A 23,046-nucleotide genomic window follows, 5' to 3' on the forward strand; every position below is an offset into this window, starting at 1 on the left:
TCTAACCACAAGTGTATAAAGCAAAAAAATGCAGAAATAAGATGCGAAACCTCGGATAAACTTTTATCCTACAGGGGTTTTTTAAAGGAAGCTGAATATGATCATCAAACCGAAAATCCGTGGATTTATCTGTACAACAACACACCCTGTGGGTTGTGAAGCAAACGTAAAAGAACAAATTGCCTATACTAAAGCTCAAGGCCCGATTGCTAACGCACCAAAGCGCGTGCTAGTGGTTGGTTCTTCAAGTGGCTATGGCTTGTCATCTCGTATTGCAGCTGCATTTGGCGGTGGCGCATCAACAATCGGTGTGTTTTTCGAAAAGCCTGGCACAGAGAAAAAAACTGGCACAGCGGGTTGGTATAACTCAGCAGCTTTTGACAAGTTAGCGAAAGAAGAAGGTTTGTACTCTAAAAGCCTAAATGGTGATGCTTTCTCAAATGAAGCAAAACAAAAAACGATTGAACTGATCAAAGCTGATCTAGGCCAAATCGATATGGTGGTTTATTCATTAGCGTCACCAGTACGTAAGATGCCAGAAACCGGTGAAGTAATTCGTTCATCGCTTAAGCCAATTGGCGAAACGTACACTGCAACTGCAGTTGATACCAATAAAGACGTTATTATTGAAGCCAGTGTTGAGCCAGCAACAGAGCAGGAAATCAAAGATACTGTCACTGTAATGGGCGGCGAAGATTGGGAACTTTGGATGGCAGCATTATCTGAAGCTGGTGTACTAGCAGAAGGTTGTAAAACTGTCGCTTATAGCTACATCGGTACTGAGCTAACATGGCCAATCTACTGGGATGGTGCACTAGGTCAGGCAAAAATGGACCTAGACCGTGCAGCAACCGCATTAAATGAAAAGCTAGCGGGCCTTAACGGTACTGCGAACGTTGCCGTACTGAAGAGTGTTGTCACTCAAGCAAGTTCTGCAATTCCAGTCATGCCTCTTTATATCGCGATGGTATTTAAGAAAATGCGTGAAGAAGGCGTACACGAAGGTTGTATGGAACAGATTCACCGCATGTTTACTCAACGTCTATACAAAGAAGATGGCAGCGCGCCACAAGTGGATGACAAAAACCGCCTTCGTCTAGATGATTGGGAGCTACGTGAAGACATTCAACAGCATTGTCGTAACCTATGGCCTCAAGTAACCACTGAAAACTTGAAAGAGTTAACAGACTACGTTGAGTACAAAGAAGAGTTCTTGAAACTATTTGGTTTTGGTGTTGACGGTGTTGACTACGAAGCTGACGTAAACCCTGAAGTTAATTTCGACGTTCAAGATATTTAGTCTTACACGTAAGAATGAATAAAATGTAAGGCGCTCCTTGGGGCGTCTTTTTTATTTTTTCGAAACAGTTTCGTAAAGGACACCAATAAGGTCAATATGCAGTTATTAGAGTTAAAAATAAAGCCACCGATTGTTTCTGTGATTGCTGTAATGATAATGTTTGGGCTCGACTACTGGCTACCCAGTGACAGACTAGGTGTAGGGCAATATCGATTAGGGATTGTACTGGGCTTAGTGCTTATTGGTTTTATGCTTGCGGTTATTGGTGTAAAGACGTTCATTCAAGCAGAAACAACTATTCATCCCGATTTAAAGCATGCCACCAACAAACTTGTTACTAATGGTATTTATCGACTTTCACGAAACCCAATGTACTTAGGGATGCTACTTAATTTATTGGCGATTTCAGTGTGGCTTAATAACTGGCTAACGATCGGGGTATGTATTGGTTTTGTTTGCTATATCTCTCAATTTCAAATTAAACCTGAAGAACGTTTCCTACAACAAAGGTTTGGTAAACAATATACAGATTATTGCAAAAAAGTACGTCGCTGGTTATAAAGTTTAGCATTACTCTTTAATTAAAATAGGGTGATAACAAATACCACAGATTAAAACCTTGTATCATTTTCGCAAGGTTCTCCATCATCGTCACCATCCATCTTGGTATTGGGGCAGTTTTGTATAAAGAACTTAGCTTCTGCTCGTGAGGTCATTTCACTGCAGTATTGACGCCCATCACAGGTAAAGTTTTCCTCTGATGCTGAAAAGCTTGGAATCGAAATATTTGGTGGTGAATATTCATAATCTGCATTCACTTCATTGTTGTTAGACGATGTACTTGACGTGGCAAATTGATTCCAAACCCAAACTCCTGAGGTTATCACTAAAACAGGTGCTAACCGCTTTAGTAGGCTTGGTCTGCTGCGATAACTTCTGTTAGAACCTGACCGTTTAGAGTTAGTTAAAACGGCGACACCTTCAATACTACAATTGACCGCACGAGTTTTCCCGTTTAATTGTTCTTCAATTTCAAAGTAAATCCAATCGCCAATCACAGGCTTTCGGCTCATTGATTTTAATGTTGAAATATGGATGAAAGTATCTTGTGAGAGTGTTTGTGATCTGATAAATCCAAAGCCTTTATCATCACTCCAAGATTTTAGTTGTCCTTTATGCATCGTATTACCAATCAATGTGTGAAGGGAAGAACTGAGTACTAGACGACCGTTTGATTAGAAATATATAGGTAGAATAGCCTCATTGACTTAAATAACAGGAACATGGAGGCTTTACCAATGACTTGAATTCTTAAGGTATGCGTTTGCGATGCATTTCAATTTAATCGATATAAGGTTCAAAAGAGGAGACTTATAGTTTTAAACCTTATTATTTATAATATTTATCTGTATTTCGGTTTGAACTCTTTGATACTTCGTTTCTGTGCACTGCGACGATTAGCTTGTTTGTCACGAACTGGACGTTTTGCGGCGCCAGAACTTGGTTTATCAGTGACAGGAAAATTCGTCAAATTATCGAGAGGTAATGTACGTTTGGTTAGCTTGCGTATTGCTTCTAGCGCTAATATTTCAGCATGACACACCAAAGATATAGCAAACCCTGTGTGACCAGCTCGGGCAGTACGACCAACTCGATGGATATAAACGGGTGCACTTTCCGGTAGATCATAATTTATTACCATTGGCAGAGCATCGATATGAATGCCACGAGCAAGTAAGTCAGTTGCAATTAGTACTTGGATTTTTTTGTGTTTAAAATAAGTGAGAGTTTGTTTACGTGTTGATTGGTCTTTATTGCCATGTAACGCGGAGGCTTTAACTCCAGCTTTAATCAGCTTTTTAGTTAAAGCATCGGCGTTGTCTTTAGCGCTTATAAAAACCAGAACTTGTTGATTCGCGTGTTGTTTTAGTAGTGCCAACAGAGCTTTGGTTTTACTACCTTTGTTCACTAGGTATAATTTTTCATCAATATGGTCGACGACGCTATTCTGGTTATTTGACTGAATTTTTTGAGCATTTTGCATAATCGAATGCATTTTCTGTTCTAATTCATGGGCTAATGTGGCAGAGAAACATAGTGTTTGGCGTGACTTAGGCATAAAGCTAATGATACTTTGAAGGTCCTTCCAAAATCCCATATCAATTAAACGATCGGCTTCATCTAGCACCAAGTGCCGCATTACGGATAAGTCGAGTTTATTTTCTTTAATAAGTGCTAATAATCGGCCTGGTGTTGCAATAATTAATGTAGGGTTTTCGGCTAGTTGCTGTAATTGTTGTTCGAGATCTACACCACCAAATAGGCTTGCCATTTTGATATGTAAGCTTTTAGCAAGAGGTTGAAGGTTGAGGTTTATTTGTCGTGCGAGCTCACGAGTTGGCACAATGATGACTGCGTGAATCTTATTGTTTGCTTTCGTTTCTGCAGCAATCATAGTGAGTAGTGGTAGAGCAAAAGCGTATGTTTTTCCACTGCCAGTTTGGGCAAAAGCGAGTATATCGGTGTGGTTGAAAACTTCGGGGATCACTTGTTGTTGGATTGGGCTTGGAGTGACAACCGAATCAGGTAATGCTTTGATCAGGGTGGGATTGAGTTTGAGTTCGGTAAAGGTCATGAAGGACTGCCTGTCAAAAATATGCGTAGAGTGTAGCACATAAGGAAAAATACAAAGCCGCCATCGAAACGGAACGATAGCGGCTTTGTATTTGAGGATTAACGCTGTTGTTAGCTTAATATAATGATTAAGGTGCCGGCGAGCGTCATTAATATATTGGCAATGGCATAAGTCCCTGCATAACCAAGCGCTGGGATGGTAGATTTAGCATAATCATTAACAATATCCATTGCCGGTGCACAAGTTCTTGCACCGATGATGGCACCAAATAGTAGTGCACGGTTCATCTTTAGTATATGAGCGCCAAATAGGTAAGCGACCACAACCGGAAGTACGCTAATGAGGAAGCTAACGCCGACAATTTTGAGGCCCATTTGGCCTAAATATTCGAGCATGTTCGCACCAGCACTTAAGCCGATTCCCACCATGAAGACCATTAATCCGAGATCTTTAACCATATTCAGCGCACCTTGAGGTACATAACCGAATGTGGGGTGGTTTGCTCTTAAATAGCCTAGGGTTATGCCTGAAATAAGTAAGCCTACCGCATTACCAAGTCCAAAAGTCACCTGACCAAATGTCATGGTGATTAAGCCAAACAATAAGCCAATAATAAAGAAGCTACAGAAGGCCAGTAAGTCTGCAATTTGGCTATGGATCGAGATGAAACCAATTCGTTCTGCTAAGCCAAGTACACGACTTTTTTCACCACTAACTTGTAAAATATCGCCTTTTGCCAGCACGATATTAAGATCCATTGGCATTTCAATTTGTGCACGAACAACACGGTTTAAGAAACAACCATATTCTGCAATGTTAAGATCAGAAAGCTTTTTACCCGCAATACTGTCACTTTTTACCACGATTTCTTCTTCGGCAATACGAAGGTCAAGCAAGTTACGATCGAAGACTTCTTTACCATTACGGAAGCTAGGATCAAGGCGAGCGTGACTATCTGGGTAGCCGACTAATGCGATTTCATCACCAAGTTGTAATATCGCATCACCATCAGGATGCGCGAGGATACCATTACGGCGAATACGCTCGATGTAGCAACCAGTCTGGCGGTAAATACCTAGTTCACGTAGATTTTTGCCCCCCGTCCAATCGATTAGCTCTTGTCCAACACGGTAAGCACGAATAATAGGCAAATAGACTTTACGTTGACCTGCACCGCCTAGACCACGTTCTTGGGCAATACGCTGTGCTGAATCACTGAGGTTTTCTTTTTGCAGTTTAGGCAATAACTTGGCAAACATTATCATGCTAGTTAAACCAATCAGATAAGATAATGCATAACCAACCGATAAATTATCTAAAACCGTGGATAGCTGCATGCTATCGGGAATGGTTCCTAATCCGGAGTTTAATGCGTCTTGCGCCCCTACCAAAATTGGAGTTGCAGTCATTGAACCGGCCATGATACCAGCGGTTAATCCGAAATCTAAGCCAAAGAAATGTCCTAAGCCATAAGTTAGTGTGGTTGCAGTAATCAGCACAATCAAACTTAAAAAGAAGTAGTGCTTACCATCACGGAAAAAGATACCGAAAAAGTTTGGACCAGCTTCGATGCCGACACAGTAGATAAACAGCATAAAGCCAATCGTTAGTGCCTCAGCATTAAATTCAAAACCGAGGTTTCCCATGAATAGAGCGGTTAGTAACACTCCAATGGAATTGCCAAGTTGAAAGTTTCCGAAACGGATTTTACCAATAGATAAACCGATCGCTAATACGACAAACAACAGTAGTATAGGGTTTTGGTTTAAGAGTGCAGCAACGTCTATATTCACGGTATTTCTCAGGTGAAATTAAAGTACAACAAAGAGTAGGAGCATGGCCTAAAAACTTACCATTGAAATCAGCAAGCTTGAGTAGGATAGCTTAGTTGTGAAGTGTATCGGATAAATGTGGAATTAATAAGAAAAAAAGTAAAAATATTAGATTAAATTTTACGCCGTTAAATATTAGCTGATGATGTGTTGTGATTTGGAGGTGGGTTAAAAAACGGCCAGTGATACTAGCCGCTTTAAAAGGGGGGATTTGAACACGTTTTATTCGCTGTATAAGCCTAGGTTTTCTTTTGCATAAGCTTCAAACTCTGTAAATCCACCTACGTGATCTTGGTCTACAAAAATTTGAGGAACGGTTTCAACTGGTTTACCAACAGTTTTTTCTAAATCGGCTTTGCTGATACCTTCTGCATGAATATCAACATAGCGGTAATTGAAGTCATCACGCTCTTCTTTTAACTTTTCCGCTAGTTCTTTTGCTCGTACACAAAACGGGCAAGCTGGACGGCCAAAAATAACTACAAACATGGTTTATCTCCTTCCAATTCGTTATGTGGCACACTATGCCTTAAGAGCATACATTTTTAAAGTTGAGAACGGCTTATTTTAAGAGTTAAAAGTAATTAAGTATGTTGGATTCACCTAAAATGGGCTTGTTTTATTGTAACGAGAATCTCTTAGTACTTCTTTTACTCGTTTTAAGTTTTCTCTAAAGCCTGATCCGCGACGTAAAGTAAAGCCAGTCGCCAGTACATCAATCACCACCATTTGAACAACACGGCTTGCCATTGGCATATAAACATCCGTGTCTTCTGGAATGTCGAGGGTTATTGCCAAATCACACACTTGCTCTAAAGGAGAGTCTTTCGCGGTAATAGCAATCACAGTTGCTCCATTCTCTCTTGCGATTTGAGCGGTTTCAACTTGGCTTTTTGTTCGCCCAGTATGAGAAATTAAAACCACAACATCATTTTCTGTCGAGTTAATGCAGCTCATTCGTTGCATCACTACATCATCAAAATTCATGATTGGAATATTAAAACGGATGAACTTATTTTGCGCATCTTTTGCAACCGCAGAAGAAGCACCTAAACCAAAAAATGAAATTCGTTTCGCTTGAGTGAGCAGATCGACCGCACGGTTAATTTGAAAAGGGTCGAGGCTATTTTTTGCCACATCTAAACAAGCCATGGTGGATTCAAAGATTTTATGAGTATAAGCGTCAGGGCCGTCAGATTCTTCTACATTGCGATTTACATAAGGAGTACCGTTGGCCAGACTTTGGGCTAAATGAAGCTTGAAGTCTGGGAATCCTTTGGTATCTAAGCGGCGGCAGAAACGGTTGACGGTTGGTTCACTCACGTCAGCAATTTTGGCTAAGGTCGCAATACTGGAATGAATCGCGGTTTGTGGGGCTTCGATGATGACTTCTGCGACTTTTCTTTCTGATTTACTGAAAATATCTAGGTTCTTTTGAATTTTTTCTAATGTATTCATATTGCTCTCGAAAATGCTGAGACTCAAAGCCAAGTTGGGTAATACTTGAATATAAAGATAGGGTAGTCATTGCCCAGATATACCCAGTCCATGAGTACATTGTCAGTATAACCACGGTGAAGCGATATTCATGTATTTGGTGGCATTTTTTATAGTCATAACATGACAAACTTCAAATTAAATTACAGTTTTGTAACTAATAAACCTAGCTTTTCGCTTTATAGTAATGGTATTGGTCATTGGGTTTCTGCTTTTAGAAAGAAATTTACAGAATGTTTGTTAGATTTCTTTTAAGGCTTCTGCAAATCGAGCTTCTGCAAAATTTTGGCTGTGAGTTGGTTAATTTGTGGTAAAACTAATGAGCTCGTTTGAGCAATTTGTCGTTGTTCCTCGATAACCGAGTGAAGAATGTCATGAGTTGTGAGTGGGTTAGCGAGCACTACGCGGAATACACTGGTTTCCATACGATCCCATTGCACTGGCGTTAAACGAGTCCGAGAAACAAATGAAAGGCCATTTTCACGTTGTTTCTTTTGAACGAATTGTGTCAGCTCATTGAGTAATAGGTGCAATTGTTGACGCTCTTCAGTCGATGCGACTAATAAGGCTTTTCGCGTGTCTTGTGGTACATAGCGGTAGGTTAGCAAGCATAGTTCTGGCTCAGAAATTAACTCGAAGTCATTTTGCTGTTTGATTAAGCTGGCAAAGTAGCGGGCTTTATCAATACTTTGGTCAATTAATAATTCATAACCTGGGCGGCTAATAATATGCATACTGGAATACACGAGCATCGCCATGCCTGAACGGGAACCTTCCAACGTGTGTGAACCAAGGTCTTTTGAACCTTTACGTAGAATGTATTCAGCATGGTGTTCAACCGCTTTCATCGCCTCTGGATCTTTAAATAACACCATCCCAGCTCCCATTGGGATATATAGCTGTTTGTGGGCATCTATCGTCACTGAATCAGCGCGTTCTATGCCTTTTAATAATGAACGATGATTATTCGACATTAACGTCGCGCCACCCCAAGCGGCATCGACGTGGAAGTGGCAATTTTCTCGCTGTGCAATATCGGCGATGGTGTCTAGAGGGTCAATGTTTCCCGTTTCAGTGGTACCGGCTACACCAATAATCGCAAATGGTTTGATTTTTTTTGCTTTGAGTTGCTTGATGGTTTCTTCAAGTGCTGTCGGGCAGATGCGGTTATTTTCATCGGCTTTAACAGGGACAAGATTGGATCGTCCAATACCGAGTACATCGGCAGCTTTTTTTAGAGAGTAATGACCACGTTCAGATACTAATACCGCCATTCCCTGATAGCCATAGTGCATCATGGCATTAAACAGACCTTCTTTTTCTACCCCTTGAAAATTACCATTGGCTTTTAATGCATTGTTACGAGCAACCCACAATGCAGTGATATTAGCAATGGTACCACCAGAACAAAACGCTCCGAGTGAATGTTCCGCACTATGCATCCATTTTTGGTAAAAACTCTCGGATTGTCCGTAAATTAAACGGTGTAACATGCCAAGGACTTGGCGCTCTAAAGGCGTGAAGGCTTTGGATGTCTCAATTTTTACTAAGTTTTGATTAAGAGCAATCATGATTTTAGACAGCGGCATTAAAAAGTAGGGCAATGCCGATGTCATATGACCAATGAAGCTTGGTGCAGAAGTATGCACCGAGTGGGAGACTAGGGTATCAAGAAGATGTTGAGTATGCTCTGAAACAAAGGTTGGAAACTCGGGAATCGCTGCATCTGAAAAATCTTTCTCGATTTCTGTTAAGGGCTTTTCTTCTGCGACAATATGCTCTCTTAAGAATTCATTTAGATTCTGCGAAAGTTTTTGTTCTATGTTGCCCAATGTTGAATCGGGAGCCTCTGGCACAGTAAAAATGCGCAGCAAGCTCTCAAAATTGACATCGACAATTTTGTCGTTAGATCCCATAACACGTTTTCTTCTAGAGTTTCCGTTGATTTGAGCGAAATAATTTATCGTAATAAATCCATAAAGTCTCGCTCAAATGTAGGTAGGTTGTGTGTGGCTGTGCCCGAGGCTACATTATATAGTTACTTACATTCTATCGCGTTAGTTTTAGCAACAGATTGATTGTATTTGTCTAATGCAGGTTTAATATTACTAGGGTGGCTTAACAAGTCAGCAAAAGCAGAGCGTAAATCATAGTTTTTTTCATTTGGTGGTGATTGACGGTCATCAAATGTTGTCTTAGCAATTTTACCAAGTTCATCATCACGCTGTGATAAGGTTTTAACATCAGCTTGAGAAAGTTTTAACCATGATTCTACTTGCTCATCTGTAGCAATTTTTTCAGGCTCAGAGGTGAGATAATAATCCACTGCAGCACGGTTTAATTCAAAATGGTGGGTTCTACCTTGTAAAAACCAATCACCGACCTCTTTTAAATCTGGATTCGACTCTGTGGTAATCGATACAAGGTCTTGGTACCAAGTCAAAGATGCATCAATATAAGCATCGTATTTATCAATGAAGCATTGGGGATTTTTATCTGTAGCGGCAAACACGGAACTGCTGAGAGATAACAATAAAAGGGCGATAGCAGGTTTTTTCATTTTCTTTCCTTGAAGTAAGGCATCAATAAAGCCATTTATTATAAATGATGGCAGCAGTCTAAATCAGTGCATCATATCACTTTTTTATTGTTTGTTTTTTCGAATTTACGCGCCCAATGATACGAAAAATAGCATAAGTACCGGAACGAGTAAGCTGAGAATAAAGCCGCTGACTATGGCAATAGGGACACACTTTACACCGCCAGTACTTTGGATGACAGGCAAAGTAAAATCCATGGCGGTCGCGCCAGCATAACCAATACTGGTGCAAGGGTAGCGACGAATAAACATAGGTATGGCAATTAAGGCAACCAACTCACGTAGTAACTCCAACATAAAAGAGGCACCACCATAAACGGGGCCGTAAGCATCTCCCATTAAAATCCCCGCAAGTGAATACCAACCAAACCCTGATGCCATCGCTAAACCGTTAGTCACAGGTATATCCAATATATACGATGCAATGATGCCACCAATCCATGAGGTTCCAACAATAATACAAGCGATGATCATACCGCGTTTATTTAAAATAATTTGTTTAAGAGTGAGGCCGCTATTTCTTAATTGAATCCCAATAAAAAAAAGTAAGAGTAATAAAATACCTTCGCTCGTTTCATTAATATACGGCATTTGGAAGGGGAGGATTAGGCCCAATAATAAGCCTGCACCAACGACTAAAATGAGCTTGGCAGATTCTAATGCCATCATGTAAACCGGCAATGGGGCGGCTTTCGACTGGGCTTCGACAGGCATCCATTTATCAACTAGTGGTAGAGCAGCCAGGTTACAAGCACCAATCGCGATAAAAAAGGTAAAGGTGAATAGTGCAATAGTCTGCAAATTACTGCCGAGATTATCTAATGCCGACAGACTTAATCCCATAAAAAATAAGATAACGTAGATCAAATAAGAAACGGCTTGATTGATTCGGTGGTGCCAAGTTTCGCTGCGAAGGGTGATGAAGTAACCCACGACCAACGGCAGGAAAATCATAAATACACCTGAATACATAAACACCTCAAATGAAAAGCGAGAGAGTTGAGCCTAATTGCGCGACCATCTTAATGATTTTGAGAATGAAAATCATCTACTTAAGCTGAGGTGTATTTATTTTTTATGGTGAATTAAGTTTATTGCCTATTTTATAAGCCCTGGCTTTTATGTGGTGTTATTGAGTTATTGAATGTGTCATTACATTTTCATGACATGATAAAAATAATAATGCGAGTAATTTCTCATTTTTCAAAAGGTTTTCATATTTAGGTGTGAGCTGTGCACTTACTTAATTTTTATCATAAAGTATCATTAATATTAGAGCGTGTTCATAAAAACATGGTTAATGGAGTCGATGTTTTTAAGCTTGCTCGCAAAAATATGGAAGTTATAAATAAATATGTCTTAATGACGCTTGTGTATTGATCGGGGGATTAAACATAAGTACGGAGGTTACACATGGGCAGCAATATGGAGCGTTCTTTTTTTGAATATGTAGCTAAGTTTGGCTCGTTTCAAAAGCGTTCAATGTTTGGAGGAATTGGATTATTTAGTGAAGATGCAATGTATGCACTAATTTCCGATGGAACTATTTTTATTCGTGGCGGTGGTAGTCTTGATAAGACCTTGGAAGAGAAGGGTTGTAAAAGATATAAACACGTAAAAAAACAAACGGTGGCAACGGTAAATTATTTTGATGTGACGAAATTATATACAGAAGGTGATGAGTCACTCGATAGCATCATTCAATTATCAATCGAATATTCTAAGCAGGAAAGAGCATTTCAAAAATCCGCAGACAGTCGTAGGTTACGCGATTTACCCAATATGCAACTTACACTTGAGCGAATGGTGAAAAAAGCAGGTGTGCCAGATGTGAGTACATTTTTACAAATGGGGCCAGAAGATGTCTTCATGAAAGTAAAAGAAGCGTATGGTGGCGATGTCGATATACGCTTGCTGTGGAAATTTGCCGGAGCAGTAGATGGTTGTCATTGGAAACTTATTCAAGAGCCTAGAAAGCAACAACTTTTATCCAGTGTACACCACTAAGTAACATTCATTTCTTAAAGAAAAGCCTCGCATTTTGTGCGAGGCTTCGTTGTAATTTTTGTGGGTAACTTTGATTAGTAGTTAAAACGTGCTGTAACCATTACTTGGTCGCCGTAGATGTAATTTAACTTACCTTCGAGTCCAATCGAGAACAGTTCTGTTGCATGGAATCGACCTGAAATTAAGCCATAAACCTCATCGGTATCATCATGGTTGTTGATTTTGTAGTAACCAACTTGACCACCAAGTTCAAACTGTGGACCTAACCATTGTCGAACACCTAAATTCACTTCCATCCCTGTGTCATCATCGAACTTGCCTCTGTCATCAACTAGTTTGAATAACATTTCACCTGTAATGTCTGTCCAGTTACTTACTGGCGCATGAAACCCTAGGCCAGCAGAAAGATCGTAATCGCTGTCAAATTCAGAATCTAATGAAAAAATGGCGTGTGCATTAGGATGGATAGACTTACTGACTGCAGCACCAAAAGTCATCGGGCTAAGGCCAATTCGTGCATCAATATAATCGTAGTTAAAGTTGCTCATATTGGCTGAACCATTACTAGCGGCAAAAGTAGACCCAGATACCAATAGTAGGCCAGAAAGAATCAGTGACTTGCGCATGAAAGAAAACCCTTTTCTTATTCAATCGTAAAAATAGCAAATGAATTATTTATTTGTTTTTGCTCTATGTCGCTGATTTTGTCAGAAGCCGCGCCTGATGTAAATTGGCAAAGTACTAGTTAATGTAAACATTCCGATAAATATTACTGCTTTATATATCAATTAAACTTATACCCTTAGTATCTAAATCTACTACTTTGTTGAGGGTGTTTATTCTCTTTAGTCATACAAACGAGCTATAGCGTCATGAGGCTTCATTTATAGCCTCTCGGCGGCTTAAATTATTTTGGGTACATTAAACTTCGATTGGAATTGTTTTTTTTCCATGACATCAAAAATGAATTTACGATAGACTGTTTTTTATTTGCCAAGGATTAAAATGAATAATGTAAAGAAGTTTGCAGCAGTTGGTGGTGCAGTATTATTAGTTGCGTGTTGGCCATTAGCGCTAGGGCAGTTCGCTCAAACGACCATTCAAGATACGGTAAATAAGCTGGATAAAAAAGAGGTTAATGTTGAGCTTGTAAATTATGACCGTGGTTATCTGAGTTCAATAGCACAAACGAAAGTTACAGTGGTTGATCCCGTATTAAAGCAACAGCTTGAATTAGATGGCTTACCAGCAGAGTTTTTGTTGGATCATACAATTAGTCATGGTTTGGTCAGTATCGCCACTGATACTAAGCCTAATGACTATTCTCGTTTACCGATCGATATCCATTCTGTTACCTATATTAATGGTTCAACAGTACTGGACATGACTAGTCAAAAAATGGTTTTTAATTTTGCCAATGATGTGAATTCGAAATTGGAGTTTTCTCCTGCAAAATTGAATGCTGATATTAGCCGGGATGGCCATATTAAGTTTGATTATGCTTTTGAAGGGTTTGATGGCCACTTTAGTAATGGTGAAACGTTTATAGTTAACTCTGTTTCTGGCTCTGGTAATGGTCAGAAAAAAGAGGGTTTTTGGTTGGGGAGTCAGCAAATTACTGTGGGTGAAACTAATATGGTTGACGCTCAAGGTGTAAGTATGGTTGATGTTCATAAATTTGATTATGAATTTAATACTGAAGAAAATGCGAAAGATAAAACCTTTTCTAGTCACCATAAAATAGCGGTAGATACTGTAGAGCTTGTTGATGATACATTGACGAACCTTGGTGTTGATGCTTCATTTAATGCTTTAGATATGGAATACTTTTCTCAGTTATTAAGTGTTTATCAAGATAAAGGCCATGCGCTCAATAATGATGATATTAAACTAATAATGGCATCTATTGATGGCTTGTTTGAAAAAGGGTTCAGCATTTCTCTTAATGAGATGAAAGCCTCGATTGACGAAGGCCAGTTTAACAGTGATTGGTTACTGAATTTCCCTAAAGGAGATAACAAAGTGACTAAAAATCCAATGCAAGTGATTTCATCAATTAATGGTGGAGCCAATGCCTTTGTTTCTAATGAAATGGTGACTCAATTTCCATTTATTGAATCTGGCTTAGATAACTTAATCCAGCAAGGTATTATGGAGAAGCAAGCGGATGGCTACCATCTTAATGGTGACATTAAAGGCGGCAACATTGTATTTAAAGGGGGAAAAACATTACCTCTATTTGTTGTACTTGCACCACTGTTTTTATAATCGGAATTAAATACACGACCTATACCTAAGTAACTTGGGTATATATTTCTCATTGAAAAAATAAGTGTTTTGCGATGAAAGAGGCCAATGTGGCCTCTTTTTTTATGTTTGAACAAAAATGGCTTTTCTCAATTAAGTAAAAAATGGTATTACTGTAGGTAAATTCGTTATCTTCATTTGTCATCTACGCAGGAGCAAAATTCATCATGGAACCTATCTATAACTTCAGTGCTGGCCCAGCAAGTCTTCCTAAAGCGGTTATGCAACAAGCTCAGAAAGAGTTTTTAGATTGGAATGGCCTAGGCACATCCGTTATGGAAATCAGTCACCGCAGTAAACCTTTTTTGAAAGTCGCTGCGGACGCAGAGCAAGATCTACGCGATCTACTTTCGATTCCTGATAATTATAAAGTTCTTTTCTGCCAAGGTGGCGCCCGTGCTCAGTTCGCTGCTATTCCAATGAACTTATTGGGTGATGCTAAAACCGCAGATTATATTGATGGAGGATACTGGGCTGCCAGTGCGGTTGATGAAGCACAAAAATATTGTCAACCGAACGTGTTTAAAGCGTCTACCGAAATTGATGGTAAAACGGCAATACAACCAGCTTCTGATTGGCTTTTATCTGATGATGCTGCTTATGTGCACTTTTGTCCGAATGAGACAATCGATGGCATTGAAATTAATGATTTACCACAAACAAATAAACCCATTGTCGCAGATATGTCCTCAACAATTTTATCGCGTGAAATTGATGTGTCTAAATATGGTGTGATTTATGCTGGTGCTCAAAAGAACATTGGTCCAGCTGGCTTATGTATTGTCATCGTTCGTGATGACTTACTTGAATTAGCCAATTCAGCATTGCCAAGTATCTTAAATTACAAGGTTCTGTTTGAAAAAGAATCAATGTTCAATACACCACCAACTTATGCTTGGTATTTATCAGGCTTAGTCTTTAAATGGTTGAAAGCCAATGGCGGTGTTACTGAAATGGAAAAAGTGAACCGTGCTAAAGCAGCACTACTTTACCAATGCATTGATGAGTCGGATTTTTATCGTAACAACGTACATGCGAATAATCGTTCATTGATGAATGTACCATTCCAATTAGCTAAACCTGAGCTAGATGGATTGTTTCTTGAGCAAGCAGAGGCTCGTGGTTTACAAGCTTTGAAAGGACATAGAGCAGTCGGCGGTATGCGAGCGTCTATTTATAATGCAATACCATTAGAAGGCGTACAAGCTTTAGTTGATTTCATGAAAGAGTTTGAAGTGGCTAATAGCTAATAAATAACTTCAAATTTATGAATAGATAAAAACCGCCAAGTTGATCGTTTTCAATTTGGCGGTTTTTTTTTGGATTACATTTCTTGTTTAGAGCACTTATAGACGTTGGTGCAAACGGTGGTACAAGCCATTTTGTGCCAGTAATTCGTTATGATTGCCTTGCTCTACAATCTCACCTTGTTCCATCAGACAAATCATATCCATCTTTTCTAGACCAACTAAGCGGTGAGTAACGAATACCACGGTTTTATCAATAGTATGCTTATTTAGTAGTTGCATGATCTGGCTTTCGGTTTGTTTGTCTAAGCCTTCCGTTGGTTCATCTAATAGCATAATTGGAGCGTTATGTAATACCGCGCGCGCAATACCAATGCGACGTTTTTCACCACCAGATAGTTGACGACCGCCATCACCTAACCAAGCATCTAAACCTATGCTCTCATTAAGGTGAGAAAGCCCAACTTCTTCCAATATATGTTTCATTTCTTCATCGGAAGCATCAGGCTTAGCTAGCTGTAGGTTGTCTTTTAATGTGCCGTTAAGAATATCAACACGTTGACTAACAACTGAGATACTTTGGCGTAAACCTTTCTCAGTCCATTGTTTTATAGAACTACCACCAAGGAGTAATTCACCAGAAGTGACATCAAATTGGCGAGTTAACAATTGTAGTAGGGTGGATTTCCCTGAACCAGTTTGGCCTACAATCGCCAGTTTCTGACCCGCATTCAAATTCACCGATACAGACTTCAGCGCATCATTATTACTATCATGGTAACGATAATTCACATTGCTTAGTTGAATATCGTAACTTTGGCTGGCTTCGGTGCCAGATTCAGCAAATACAACATCTGGTGTGGCTGAAAGCACTTCATTTAATCTACGCGCCGATTCTAAGGTTTGCCCTAAGTATTGGAATGCACCAGCGATTGGCATTAATAGCTCAAAACTTGCCATGGTTGCAAAAGCCATCATCGCGACCATTGGGCCCGGAGGTTGACCGTTAACTCCATCCGCGGCCATCCAAATGATTAACACTAGGCTCCAACCATTTGCTAATAATAGTAGGGCACTTGCTAGACCAGTGTAGTGAGCATTTTTAAATTGATTTTGAATCAACGAGCTTTGGTGTGTACTTATAGCTTTGCGGTATTTGGGTTCTGCGCCAAATAATACTAATTCACTGTGGCCTTGTACCCAATCTAGGGTTGCAATACGTAATTTCGCTTTATTTTGGGTTAGCATTTCACCATTGTACTTGCCTAATTTGTAGAAAATAATTGGCCATAGCAGTAGTAAAGTGAGTAGAATCGCTCCAAGAGTTAAGCCTATGGTTAAATCAAACCAGGCAATGAACACGGTTAATGACGCGATACCAAAAATGCCGACAATAATTGGGCTGACTAAGCGTAAATACACGTGATCCATAGCATCTACGTCTGCTACAAGGCGGTTGAGTAGATCGGCATCACGTAGCTTTGATAAGCGGCCCGGGATAAGCGGTGTGAGCTTTTTAAAGAAGAAGATACGTAGATCGGCTAATAATTTGAAAGTTGCATCATGGCTAACAACTCGCTCACCCCAACGGCCAGCGGTTCTTGCCATAGCAAAACCTCGAACACCACCACCAGGTAACATGTAGTTGAAGGTTTCTCTTGCAATCGTGAGCCCCGCTACTGCCGCAGCCGATAAGAACCAACCTGAAAGAGTAAGTAAACCAATTGAGGTAACTAAAGTGGCAAAGGCTAAAAACATACCCAGTGATAGGCTAAACCAGTGCTTTTTGTAAAGTTTGAGATAAGGTGCTAACTCACGCATCTAAATTCCCCTTATTCTCGTTGTCGATTTCAATTTTTGAAGACAACATTTGAGCAAATAAACCTGAATCTTTAATAGCATCATATTGGCCGGATTGAACAATCTGACCAGCATTCATTACCAAGATATTTTCTACTTGTTTTAAGTGTTCTAATTGGTGAGTCACCATTAATGTGGTTTTACCAATGGTATTATCCGCTAATGCCTTAGCCACTAATTTTTCACTATGTGCATCTAAGCTGGCGGTTGGTTCATCTAATAACCAGAACTGACCATTTTGCAACATAGCGCGAGCGAGTGCTAAACGCTGTGCTTGCCCAACAGATAGGCCACCCGAACGGTCGCTAATGTGATAATCCAACCCATGGCTTTCAACAAAGTCAGCTGCAAAGGCATCTTGTAGTGCTTTGGCGACATCTTGTTGAGAAATATTCTGTTGCCCTAGAACAATGTTGTCATAGATGCTGCCGTTAACCAGTAGAGGGTTTTGACCAACCCAACTGATATTGCTACGCCATTGTCTTAAATCGAGTTCTTTTACTTCAACACCATTGATCTGCAAAGAGCCAGAATAAGGTAGAAAGCCTAGAATTGCATTGATTAAACTGGTTTTACCTGCGCCACTTGGGCCAACTAACGCTGTTGTTTGGTTGGCATCTAAAGTAAAAGAAATGGGGCCAACTAGCTTAGTTTTCTCAGGGCTAAATACTTCTAACTCATGGGCGGTAATCACGATGTTATCTGGCGTAGATAAAGGTGTCGTGCCTGATTTTGCCGCTTCAACATCAGCATCTAAAAATTCAACAATACTTTCTGCCGCGCCTAATGCTTGAGCTTTAGCGTGGTAGAAGGTGCCTAGGTCTCGTAATGGTTGGTAAAATTCGGGAGCTAATACAAGAACAAACAAGCCAGTAAATAAGGTAAGACCTGCGCCGTAGTAGCCAAAGTTAAGTTCACCAATGTAGCTAAATCCAAAATACACTGCGGTAATCGCAATGGAAATAGAAGTGAAGAATTCAAGTACTGCTGAGGATAAGAAAGCAATACGCAACACATCCATAGTGCTTTTACGTAAAACTTCTGAAGCGCCACGTAATAACTCAGTTTCAGCTTCAGCTCGATGGAATAGACGAATTGTTGTCATGGATTGCAAACGATCATAAAAATGACCGGATAAACGCTGCAATGCTTTGAAGTTCTTTTTATTGGCATCAGCCGCTTTCATACCAACTAATGCCATGAACAATGGAACCAACGGGGCGGTGATGAGGAAAATCAAACCTGCCGCCCAGTTGGTTGGGAATACGACAACTAAGATCAAAAATGGAATAAAAACGGCGAGTGACATTTGCGGTAGGTAACGAGAGAAGAATTCTTGCATCTCTTCAACTTGTTCTAGTAGCAATGCAGCCCAAGTACCGGCTGGTTTTCCTTTAATATAAGCCGGACCTAGGTCACGTAATTTGTCTAAAATTTGTTGACGAATATAAAGGCGTACTGCTTCACCACACCGGTAACCTGCAATTTCACGGCCCCAAGTACATAATGCACGACCTACGATCATCACCGCTAAACCGATGAAAGAACTGACGAGTTGATGTTTGTCGACATTCTCTATAATGATGTTATGCAGAATAGAGGCTAAGAGTGCGGCTTGACCGAGTAGAAACAAGGTAGAAAGAACACCTAATCCTATTGTTATCAGTAACCATTTTTTTGCAAGTTTACCTTGTTGTTTGAGCCATTTAGTTAAATGACGTCTTTGCTGTTTATCCATGTAAGACTCATTCCCATCAGGGGTGAAAAGGGGCAGGATTGCATCTAAATAACCACAGTTGAGGTTAAAAAGGCCATTGTTATAAACACTGAAATTCGAGAGTATGCTGCGTTGGCACGACAGTGATATAAAACATTGGCTTGTGTTACTTTCGCCTTAATAATGAGGCAGGCATATTCTATCAGTGATTGATTCAATGTTTTACTCAAGAATATGTTTTCGCTAAGAAAAAGAGGACCGAAGTCCTCTTGGATGAGTATTATTTCACCGTGTTTAGCGCATCTAGGTAGCGTTCTGCATCGAGTGCCGCCATACAGCCAGTACCTGCAGATGTGATCGCTTGGCGGTAATTATGATCCATAACATCACCCGCAGCAAAAACACCCTCAATACTCGTTTGAGTTGCGTTACCTTCTAAACCGGATTTTACAATGATATAACCATCTTTCATTTCAAGTTGGCCTTGGAAAATGTCGGTGTTCGGCTGATGACCAATCGCAATGAAAGCGCCCATCACATCAATGGTTTCAACGTTATTAGATTGAGTATCTTTAATTTTAACGCCAGTTACGCCCATTTCATCACCCACGACTTCTTCAAGAGTGCGGTCAGTATGAAGAATGATATTGCCGTTCTCGACTTTATCCATTAAACGATTAATCAAGATTTTTTCTGCGCGAAAGCTATCACGACGGTGAATTAAGTGTACTTCAGAAGCAATATTTGACAGGTAAAGCGCTTCTTCTACTGCGGTATTACCACCACCTACTACTGCGACTTTTTGATTGCGGTAGAAGAACCCATCACAAGTTGCACAAGCAGAAACCCCACGGCCTTTGAAGGCTTCTTCAGATTCTAAACCTAAATACTTTGCCGATGCACCTGTTGAGATAATTAATGCATCGCAAGTATATTCGCTTGAATCACCTTTTAGACGGAAAGGGCGTTGGCTAAAATCTACTTCATTGACATGGTCAAATACAATCTCTGTTTCAAAACGTTCTGCATGTTCTTTCATGCGTTCCATTAATCCTGGGCCCGTTAGTCCCTCTGGATCGCCCGGCCAGTTTTCAACTTCAGTTGTCGTGGTTAATTGGCCACCTTGTTGCATGCCTGTAACTAGCACCGGTTTCAAATTGGCACGCGCAGCATAAACCGCCGCAGTATAACCTGCAGGACCTGAACCAAGGATGAGTAAATTACAATGCTTAACGTTGCTCATGAAGACTCCAATTTGAATGCGATATTGTGTCTGAATTGTATGGAAAATGTCGCATTAAAGAAAGTAATAGATTTACATTCTGCAAAGGAAATGGAAGAGGAACGCAATTGCACCGCTAAACGGGATTTTGTTTTCAGAGTTATATGCTAAATAGTTATGTCTAAGTGATTGTTATTGGCTGCCTACATAGAATTAAGTTTTATATTTAACTGCTTAATTTGATTTGATTAGATTAATGGCTAAGACTTATACCAATGAAATATATACCCAAAGTAATTGAAGTTGCAGTGAGGCGACAAGTGAATGAGGCCCCATGAGCATAGCTCGTCTATGACTTTCTTTAATAAAGAGATAGGGGACGAATGAACGCCGGCAACAAAGCTGTAGCTTCAAGTACGACGGGTATAGCTATATTGAGAGGTTGGTATGACTAATGAAGTAGTAATAAATCGCCCGAAGAATGAACTGCAACTCGTTCAACTAGGTCGTGAGGCCTTAATGCCTATACTAGAAACCTTTTCTGCGCTTCCCCATACGAATCATGCTGATGGGCAATATCGTTTACGTCGTTATTCCGTAATCTATTTTCTTGATGGTGAAGTAAAGCCGAGCGATAAGCATGATTTTGTTCAGACTAGTGATATTAACCATTTCCAAGGTGATATCGTGCGACGATTTGAACCAATTGAAGCTGATATGTTGGCGAGTACAACATTAAAAACAATGTGCAGTCATTTTACGCAATCGAATCACTTACCGAATGGGCAAGAGATTGAGATTCATCAAATGAGAGTAGCGGCGCTAATGGAGGAAACTCCAGTTGCGCCAGAAGGTGTGCATCAAGATGGTTTTGATCATATCGCTATTATTGGCATCGCGAGGCATAACGTAGTTGGAGGGGAGATTATGCTTTATAACCACGATCATGAAGCCCCATTTTTCCGAAAAGTGTTGGATGATGGGGAAATGGCAATGCTGGATGACCATCGATTATGGCATAACGCTCAACCAATACGTGTAATCGATCCTAAACAAGATGGGTATATGGATGTGATGGTGTTAACTGCTAAGGAAGGACGTAATGCCACAAATTAAACATTTAAATATAGAAGTATTACGTAAAGACTTTCCAGCCTTGCAACAGAAGCATCAAGGTAAGTCAGTGATATTTATGGATGGCCCTGGAGGTGCGCAAGTTGCCAATGCCACATTACAGGCGATGCAAGATTACCTAGGCCAATATAATTCAAACCTTGGTGGGGCCTTTTTTTCTAGTCAGATAACCACAGATCTAATGAGTAAAGCTCGCTATTATGCGGCGACACTCATCAATGCCGAACATCCAGAAAATATGGTATTTGGCGCTAATATGACGAGTTTAACCTTTTCACTAAGCAGAGCGATTGCCAAAGAATGGAAGGTGGGAGATGAAGTGGTTGTTACAAGGCTCGATCACTACGCTAATGTGTCTTCTTGGCAACAAGCAGCGCAAGATAAAGGTTGTATTGTTCACCAGATAGATGTCGAACCTGAAACTTGTGATCTTAACTATCAACAACTTGAATCGGTGATTAATGAGAAAACCAAACTTGTCGCGGTTACTTATGCATCTAACACCACAGGTACGATTGTTGATATTAAGCGAGTGATCGATATCGCCCATAAAGTTGGCGCTAAGGTGTTTGTGGATGCGGTTCATTATGCTCCTCATCATTTAATTGATATCCAAAAGTTACACTGTGATTTTTTGGTGTGTTCCGCTTATAAGTTTTTCGGGCCTCATGTGGGTATGATGTACATTCATCCTGAATGGCTACATAGATTAGATCCATACAAAGTTGAACCTGCAACCAATATTGGCCCAGGACGTTATGAAACGGGAACCCAAAGTTTTGAAGCTTTATCTGGCATGGTTGAGTGTATTGAGCATTTAGCTGCGTTAGGTGATACGGGACTATCATTAAGAGAGAGACTAGAGCAAAGTTTTAGTGCCTATAGTGCTCATGAACAACAATTATCGGAAGTATTTCTACAACATTTAAACAAGATGCCTGAAGTGACATGTTATGGGCATATCAATCTAGACCGTATTTCACAACGAACACCTACCTTCGCATTAAAAATCAATGGGGTAGATTCTGGTGAGATGGCAAAGTTTTTGGCGAAAAAGAACATTTGTGTTTGGAGTGGGCATTTTTATGCGATTGGCCTATTAGAGCAATTAAATTGTTCGGAAAATGGTGGGTTATTGCGAGTCGGCTTGATGCATTACAATACTGAAGAGGAGATTACGGTGTTTTTTGATGAGCTTAAGTTGGGTATTAAGGAGGTAGCCATCGGTTAATTAGATATAGGCAAAAACTTGCCGCTATCAAGCAAGATCTTGCCTACTTAATGTTGTTATTAAAATGAAAAGTTATTGAATTTATTGGAAATAAAAAATGGCATGGTATTTGCTTTTTGTTGGCGTGATTTTAGGTTGAGGTTTTTGCCTCATCAATTAACTAAAACAAAAAAGGATATTAGTAATGCCAACTCCATGTTATTTATCAATCAAAGGCGCGACTCAAGGCAACATCACTGCTGGCGCATGTACTGCTGATTCTATTGGTGATTCTTACGTAGAAGGCCATGAAGATGAGATGCTGGTTCAACATGTTGACCACACTGTCACTATTCCAACCGATCCACAATCTGGTCAACCTTCAGGTCAACGTGTTCACAAACCATTCAAATTCACCGTTGCTTTAAACAAAGCGGTTCCGCTGATGTACAACGCATTAACGTCGGGTGAAAAGCTAG

General features: G+C 40.1%; 20 protein-coding genes. 8 read left to right on the forward strand and 12 right to left on the reverse strand.

Annotated elements, in window-relative coordinates; translation table 11 throughout:
* Positions 1 to 97: 97 nt before the first annotated feature.
* Both fabV and QQJ93_RS14930 read left to right on the forward strand, forming a co-directional pair.
* Positions 98 to 1,300 (forward strand): enoyl-ACP reductase FabV, encoded by a 1,203-nt coding sequence (gene fabV / locus QQJ93_RS14925; protein ID WP_089123059.1) that lies wholly within the window; start codon positions 98 to 100, stop codon positions 1,298 to 1,300.
* A 96-nt stretch (positions 1,301 to 1,396) separates the two neighbouring features.
* Positions 1,397 to 1,861 (forward strand): methyltransferase family protein, encoded by a 465-nt coding sequence (locus tag QQJ93_RS14930; RefSeq protein ID WP_089123058.1) that lies wholly within the window; start codon positions 1,397 to 1,399, stop codon positions 1,859 to 1,861.
* A gap of 50 nt (positions 1,862 to 1,911) precedes the next feature.
* On the opposite strand, the gene QQJ93_RS14935 is transcribed toward QQJ93_RS14930, so the two are convergent.
* The 8 genes from QQJ93_RS14935 to QQJ93_RS14970 all read right to left on the reverse strand — a co-directional run bounded on the left by QQJ93_RS14935 (position 1,912) and on the right by QQJ93_RS14970 (position 10,835).
* Positions 1,912 to 2,481 (reverse strand): excalibur calcium-binding domain-containing protein, encoded by a 570-nt coding sequence (locus QQJ93_RS14935; RefSeq protein ID WP_089123057.1) that lies wholly within the window; start codon positions 2,479 to 2,481, stop codon positions 1,912 to 1,914.
* 221 nt (positions 2,482 to 2,702) lie between these two features.
* Positions 2,703 to 3,935 (reverse strand): DEAD/DEAH box helicase, encoded by a 1,233-nt coding sequence (locus tag QQJ93_RS14940; protein ID WP_089123056.1) that lies wholly within the window; start codon positions 3,933 to 3,935, stop codon positions 2,703 to 2,705.
* Positions 3,936 to 4,045: 110 nt separating this feature from the next.
* The gene (locus QQJ93_RS14945; protein WP_089123055.1) at positions 4,046 to 5,728 is read right to left on the reverse strand and encodes an aspartate:alanine antiporter; all 1,683 of its coding nucleotides are present in this window, start codon (positions 5,726 to 5,728) and stop codon (positions 4,046 to 4,048) included.
* A 261-nt stretch (positions 5,729 to 5,989) separates the two neighbouring features.
* Positions 5,990 to 6,256: a GrxA family glutaredoxin gene (locus QQJ93_RS14950; RefSeq protein ID WP_089123054.1), complete on the reverse strand. Its 267-nt coding sequence runs from the start codon at positions 6,254 to 6,256 to the stop codon at positions 5,990 to 5,992.
* A gap of 114 nt (positions 6,257 to 6,370) precedes the next feature.
* The gene (locus QQJ93_RS14955) at positions 6,371 to 7,225 is read right to left on the reverse strand and encodes a MurR/RpiR family transcriptional regulator (protein WP_089123053.1); all 855 of its coding nucleotides are present in this window, start codon (positions 7,223 to 7,225) and stop codon (positions 6,371 to 6,373) included.
* Positions 7,226 to 7,515: 290 nt separating this feature from the next.
* The gene (gene panP, locus QQJ93_RS14960) at positions 7,516 to 9,180 is read right to left on the reverse strand and encodes a pyridoxal-dependent aspartate 1-decarboxylase PanP (protein WP_089123052.1); all 1,665 of its coding nucleotides are present in this window, start codon (positions 9,178 to 9,180) and stop codon (positions 7,516 to 7,518) included.
* Positions 9,181 to 9,302: 122 nt separating this feature from the next.
* Positions 9,303 to 9,824 (reverse strand): hypothetical protein, encoded by a 522-nt coding sequence (locus QQJ93_RS14965; RefSeq protein ID WP_089123051.1) that lies wholly within the window; start codon positions 9,822 to 9,824, stop codon positions 9,303 to 9,305.
* Positions 9,825 to 9,929: 105 nt separating this feature from the next.
* The gene (locus tag QQJ93_RS14970; protein ID WP_089123050.1) at positions 9,930 to 10,835 is read right to left on the reverse strand and encodes a LysO family transporter; all 906 of its coding nucleotides are present in this window, start codon (positions 10,833 to 10,835) and stop codon (positions 9,930 to 9,932) included.
* 441 nt (positions 10,836 to 11,276) lie between these two features.
* Between QQJ93_RS14970 and QQJ93_RS14975 the strand changes: the two genes are divergently transcribed.
* Complete coding sequence (locus QQJ93_RS14975; RefSeq protein ID WP_089123049.1) at positions 11,277 to 11,870, forward strand: TfoX/Sxy family DNA transformation protein; 594 nt, start codon at positions 11,277 to 11,279, stop codon at positions 11,868 to 11,870.
* A gap of 74 nt (positions 11,871 to 11,944) precedes the next feature.
* On the opposite strand, the gene QQJ93_RS14980 is transcribed toward QQJ93_RS14975, so the two are convergent.
* A complete protein-coding gene (locus tag QQJ93_RS14980) occupies positions 11,945 to 12,496 on the reverse strand; it encodes a hypothetical protein (protein ID WP_089123048.1) in 552 nt (183 codons plus the stop codon).
* Positions 12,497 to 12,875: 379 nt separating this feature from the next.
* On the opposite strand from QQJ93_RS14980, the gene QQJ93_RS14985 reads away from it, so the two are divergent.
* Positions 12,876 to 14,138 (forward strand): DUF945 family protein, encoded by a 1,263-nt coding sequence (locus tag QQJ93_RS14985; protein WP_089123047.1) that lies wholly within the window; start codon positions 12,876 to 12,878, stop codon positions 14,136 to 14,138.
* A gap of 206 nt (positions 14,139 to 14,344) precedes the next feature.
* Positions 14,345 to 15,427, forward strand: coding sequence for a 3-phosphoserine/phosphohydroxythreonine transaminase (serC, locus tag QQJ93_RS14990; protein WP_089123046.1), 1,083 nt, complete (start codon positions 14,345 to 14,347; stop codon positions 15,425 to 15,427).
* A 96-nt stretch (positions 15,428 to 15,523) separates the two neighbouring features.
* On the opposite strand, the gene cydC is transcribed toward serC, so the two are convergent.
* The 3 genes from cydC to trxB all read right to left on the reverse strand — a co-directional run bounded on the left by cydC (position 15,524) and on the right by trxB (position 20,244).
* Positions 15,524 to 17,245 carry a heme ABC transporter ATP-binding protein/permease CydC gene (gene cydC / locus QQJ93_RS14995; RefSeq protein WP_089123045.1) on the reverse strand — a complete coding sequence of 574 codons (1,722 nt, stop codon included), beginning with the start codon at positions 17,243 to 17,245 and terminating at the stop codon, positions 15,524 to 15,526.
* Positions 17,238 to 19,022, reverse strand: a complete 1,785-nt coding sequence (cydD, locus tag QQJ93_RS15000) for a heme ABC transporter permease/ATP-binding protein CydD (RefSeq protein WP_089123044.1) — start codon at positions 19,020 to 19,022, stop codon at positions 17,238 to 17,240. Before cydD ends, cydC begins: the two co-directional genes overlap by 8 nt.
* A 259-nt stretch (positions 19,023 to 19,281) precedes the next feature.
* Complete coding sequence (gene trxB / locus QQJ93_RS15005; protein ID WP_089123043.1) at positions 19,282 to 20,244, reverse strand: thioredoxin-disulfide reductase; 963 nt, start codon at positions 20,242 to 20,244, stop codon at positions 19,282 to 19,284.
* Between the two features lie 426 nt (positions 20,245 to 20,670).
* Here trxB and QQJ93_RS15010 point away from each other — a divergent pair, with 426 nt between their 5' ends.
* The 3 genes from QQJ93_RS15010 to tssD form a co-directional block, all read left to right on the forward strand.
* Positions 20,671 to 21,339 carry a 2OG-Fe dioxygenase family protein gene (locus tag QQJ93_RS15010; protein ID WP_089123042.1) on the forward strand — a complete coding sequence of 223 codons (669 nt, stop codon included), beginning with the start codon at positions 20,671 to 20,673 and terminating at the stop codon, positions 21,337 to 21,339.
* Positions 21,326 to 22,588 carry a cysteine desulfurase-like protein gene (locus tag QQJ93_RS15015; RefSeq protein ID WP_089123041.1) on the forward strand — a complete coding sequence of 421 codons (1,263 nt, stop codon included), beginning with the start codon at positions 21,326 to 21,328 and terminating at the stop codon, positions 22,586 to 22,588. Before QQJ93_RS15010 ends, QQJ93_RS15015 begins: the two co-directional genes overlap by 14 nt.
* A 184-nt stretch (positions 22,589 to 22,772) precedes the next feature.
* The coding region (gene tssD / locus QQJ93_RS15020; protein ID WP_284186017.1) for a type VI secretion system tube protein TssD at positions 22,773 to 23,046 on the forward strand (274 nt) is incomplete at its 3' end.

The sequence above is a fragment of the Vibrio algivorus genome, from assembly GCF_030161215.1.
Taxonomy (GTDB): domain Bacteria; phylum Pseudomonadota; class Gammaproteobacteria; order Enterobacterales; family Vibrionaceae; genus Vibrio; species Vibrio algivorus.

Excerpts from the sequence above, each read along its gene's own strand:
- fabV (WP_089123059.1), top strand. The coding sequence starts at position 98 with ATGATCATCAAACCGAAAATCCGTGGATTTATCTGTACAACAACACAC.
- QQJ93_RS14930 (WP_089123058.1), top strand. The coding sequence starts at position 1,397 with ATGCAGTTATTAGAGTTAAAAATAAAGCCACCGATTGTTTCTGTGATT.
- QQJ93_RS14935 (WP_089123057.1), bottom strand. The coding sequence starts at position 2,481 with ATGCATAAAGGACAACTAAAATCTTGGAGTGATGATAAAGGCTTTGGA.
- QQJ93_RS14940 (WP_089123056.1), bottom strand. The coding sequence starts at position 3,935 with ATGACCTTTACCGAACTCAAACTCAATCCCACCCTGATCAAAGCATTA.
- QQJ93_RS14950 (WP_089123054.1), bottom strand. The coding sequence starts at position 6,256 with ATGTTTGTAGTTATTTTTGGCCGTCCAGCTTGCCCGTTTTGTGTACGA.
- QQJ93_RS14955 (WP_089123053.1), bottom strand. The coding sequence starts at position 7,225 with ATGAATACATTAGAAAAAATTCAAAAGAACCTAGATATTTTCAGTAAA.
- panP (WP_089123052.1), bottom strand. The coding sequence starts at position 9,180 with ATGGGATCTAACGACAAAATTGTCGATGTCAATTTTGAGAGCTTGCTG.
- QQJ93_RS14965 (WP_089123051.1), bottom strand. The coding sequence starts at position 9,824 with ATGAAAAAACCTGCTATCGCCCTTTTATTGTTATCTCTCAGCAGTTCC.
- QQJ93_RS14970 (WP_089123050.1), bottom strand. The coding sequence starts at position 10,835 with ATGTATTCAGGTGTATTTATGATTTTCCTGCCGTTGGTCGTGGGTTAC.
- QQJ93_RS14975 (WP_089123049.1), top strand. The coding sequence starts at position 11,277 with ATGGGCAGCAATATGGAGCGTTCTTTTTTTGAATATGTAGCTAAGTTT.
- QQJ93_RS14980 (WP_089123048.1), bottom strand. The coding sequence starts at position 12,496 with ATGCGCAAGTCACTGATTCTTTCTGGCCTACTATTGGTATCTGGGTCT.
- QQJ93_RS14985 (WP_089123047.1), top strand. The coding sequence starts at position 12,876 with ATGAATAATGTAAAGAAGTTTGCAGCAGTTGGTGGTGCAGTATTATTA.
- serC (WP_089123046.1), top strand. The coding sequence starts at position 14,345 with ATGGAACCTATCTATAACTTCAGTGCTGGCCCAGCAAGTCTTCCTAAA.
- cydC (WP_089123045.1), bottom strand. The coding sequence starts at position 17,245 with ATGCGTGAGTTAGCACCTTATCTCAAACTTTACAAAAAGCACTGGTTT.
- cydD (WP_089123044.1), bottom strand. The coding sequence starts at position 19,022 with ATGGATAAACAGCAAAGACGTCATTTAACTAAATGGCTCAAACAACAA.
- trxB (WP_089123043.1), bottom strand. The coding sequence starts at position 20,244 with ATGAGCAACGTTAAGCATTGTAATTTACTCATCCTTGGTTCAGGTCCT.
- QQJ93_RS15010 (WP_089123042.1), top strand. The coding sequence starts at position 20,671 with ATGACTAATGAAGTAGTAATAAATCGCCCGAAGAATGAACTGCAACTC.
- QQJ93_RS15015 (WP_089123041.1), top strand. The coding sequence starts at position 21,326 with ATGCCACAAATTAAACATTTAAATATAGAAGTATTACGTAAAGACTTT.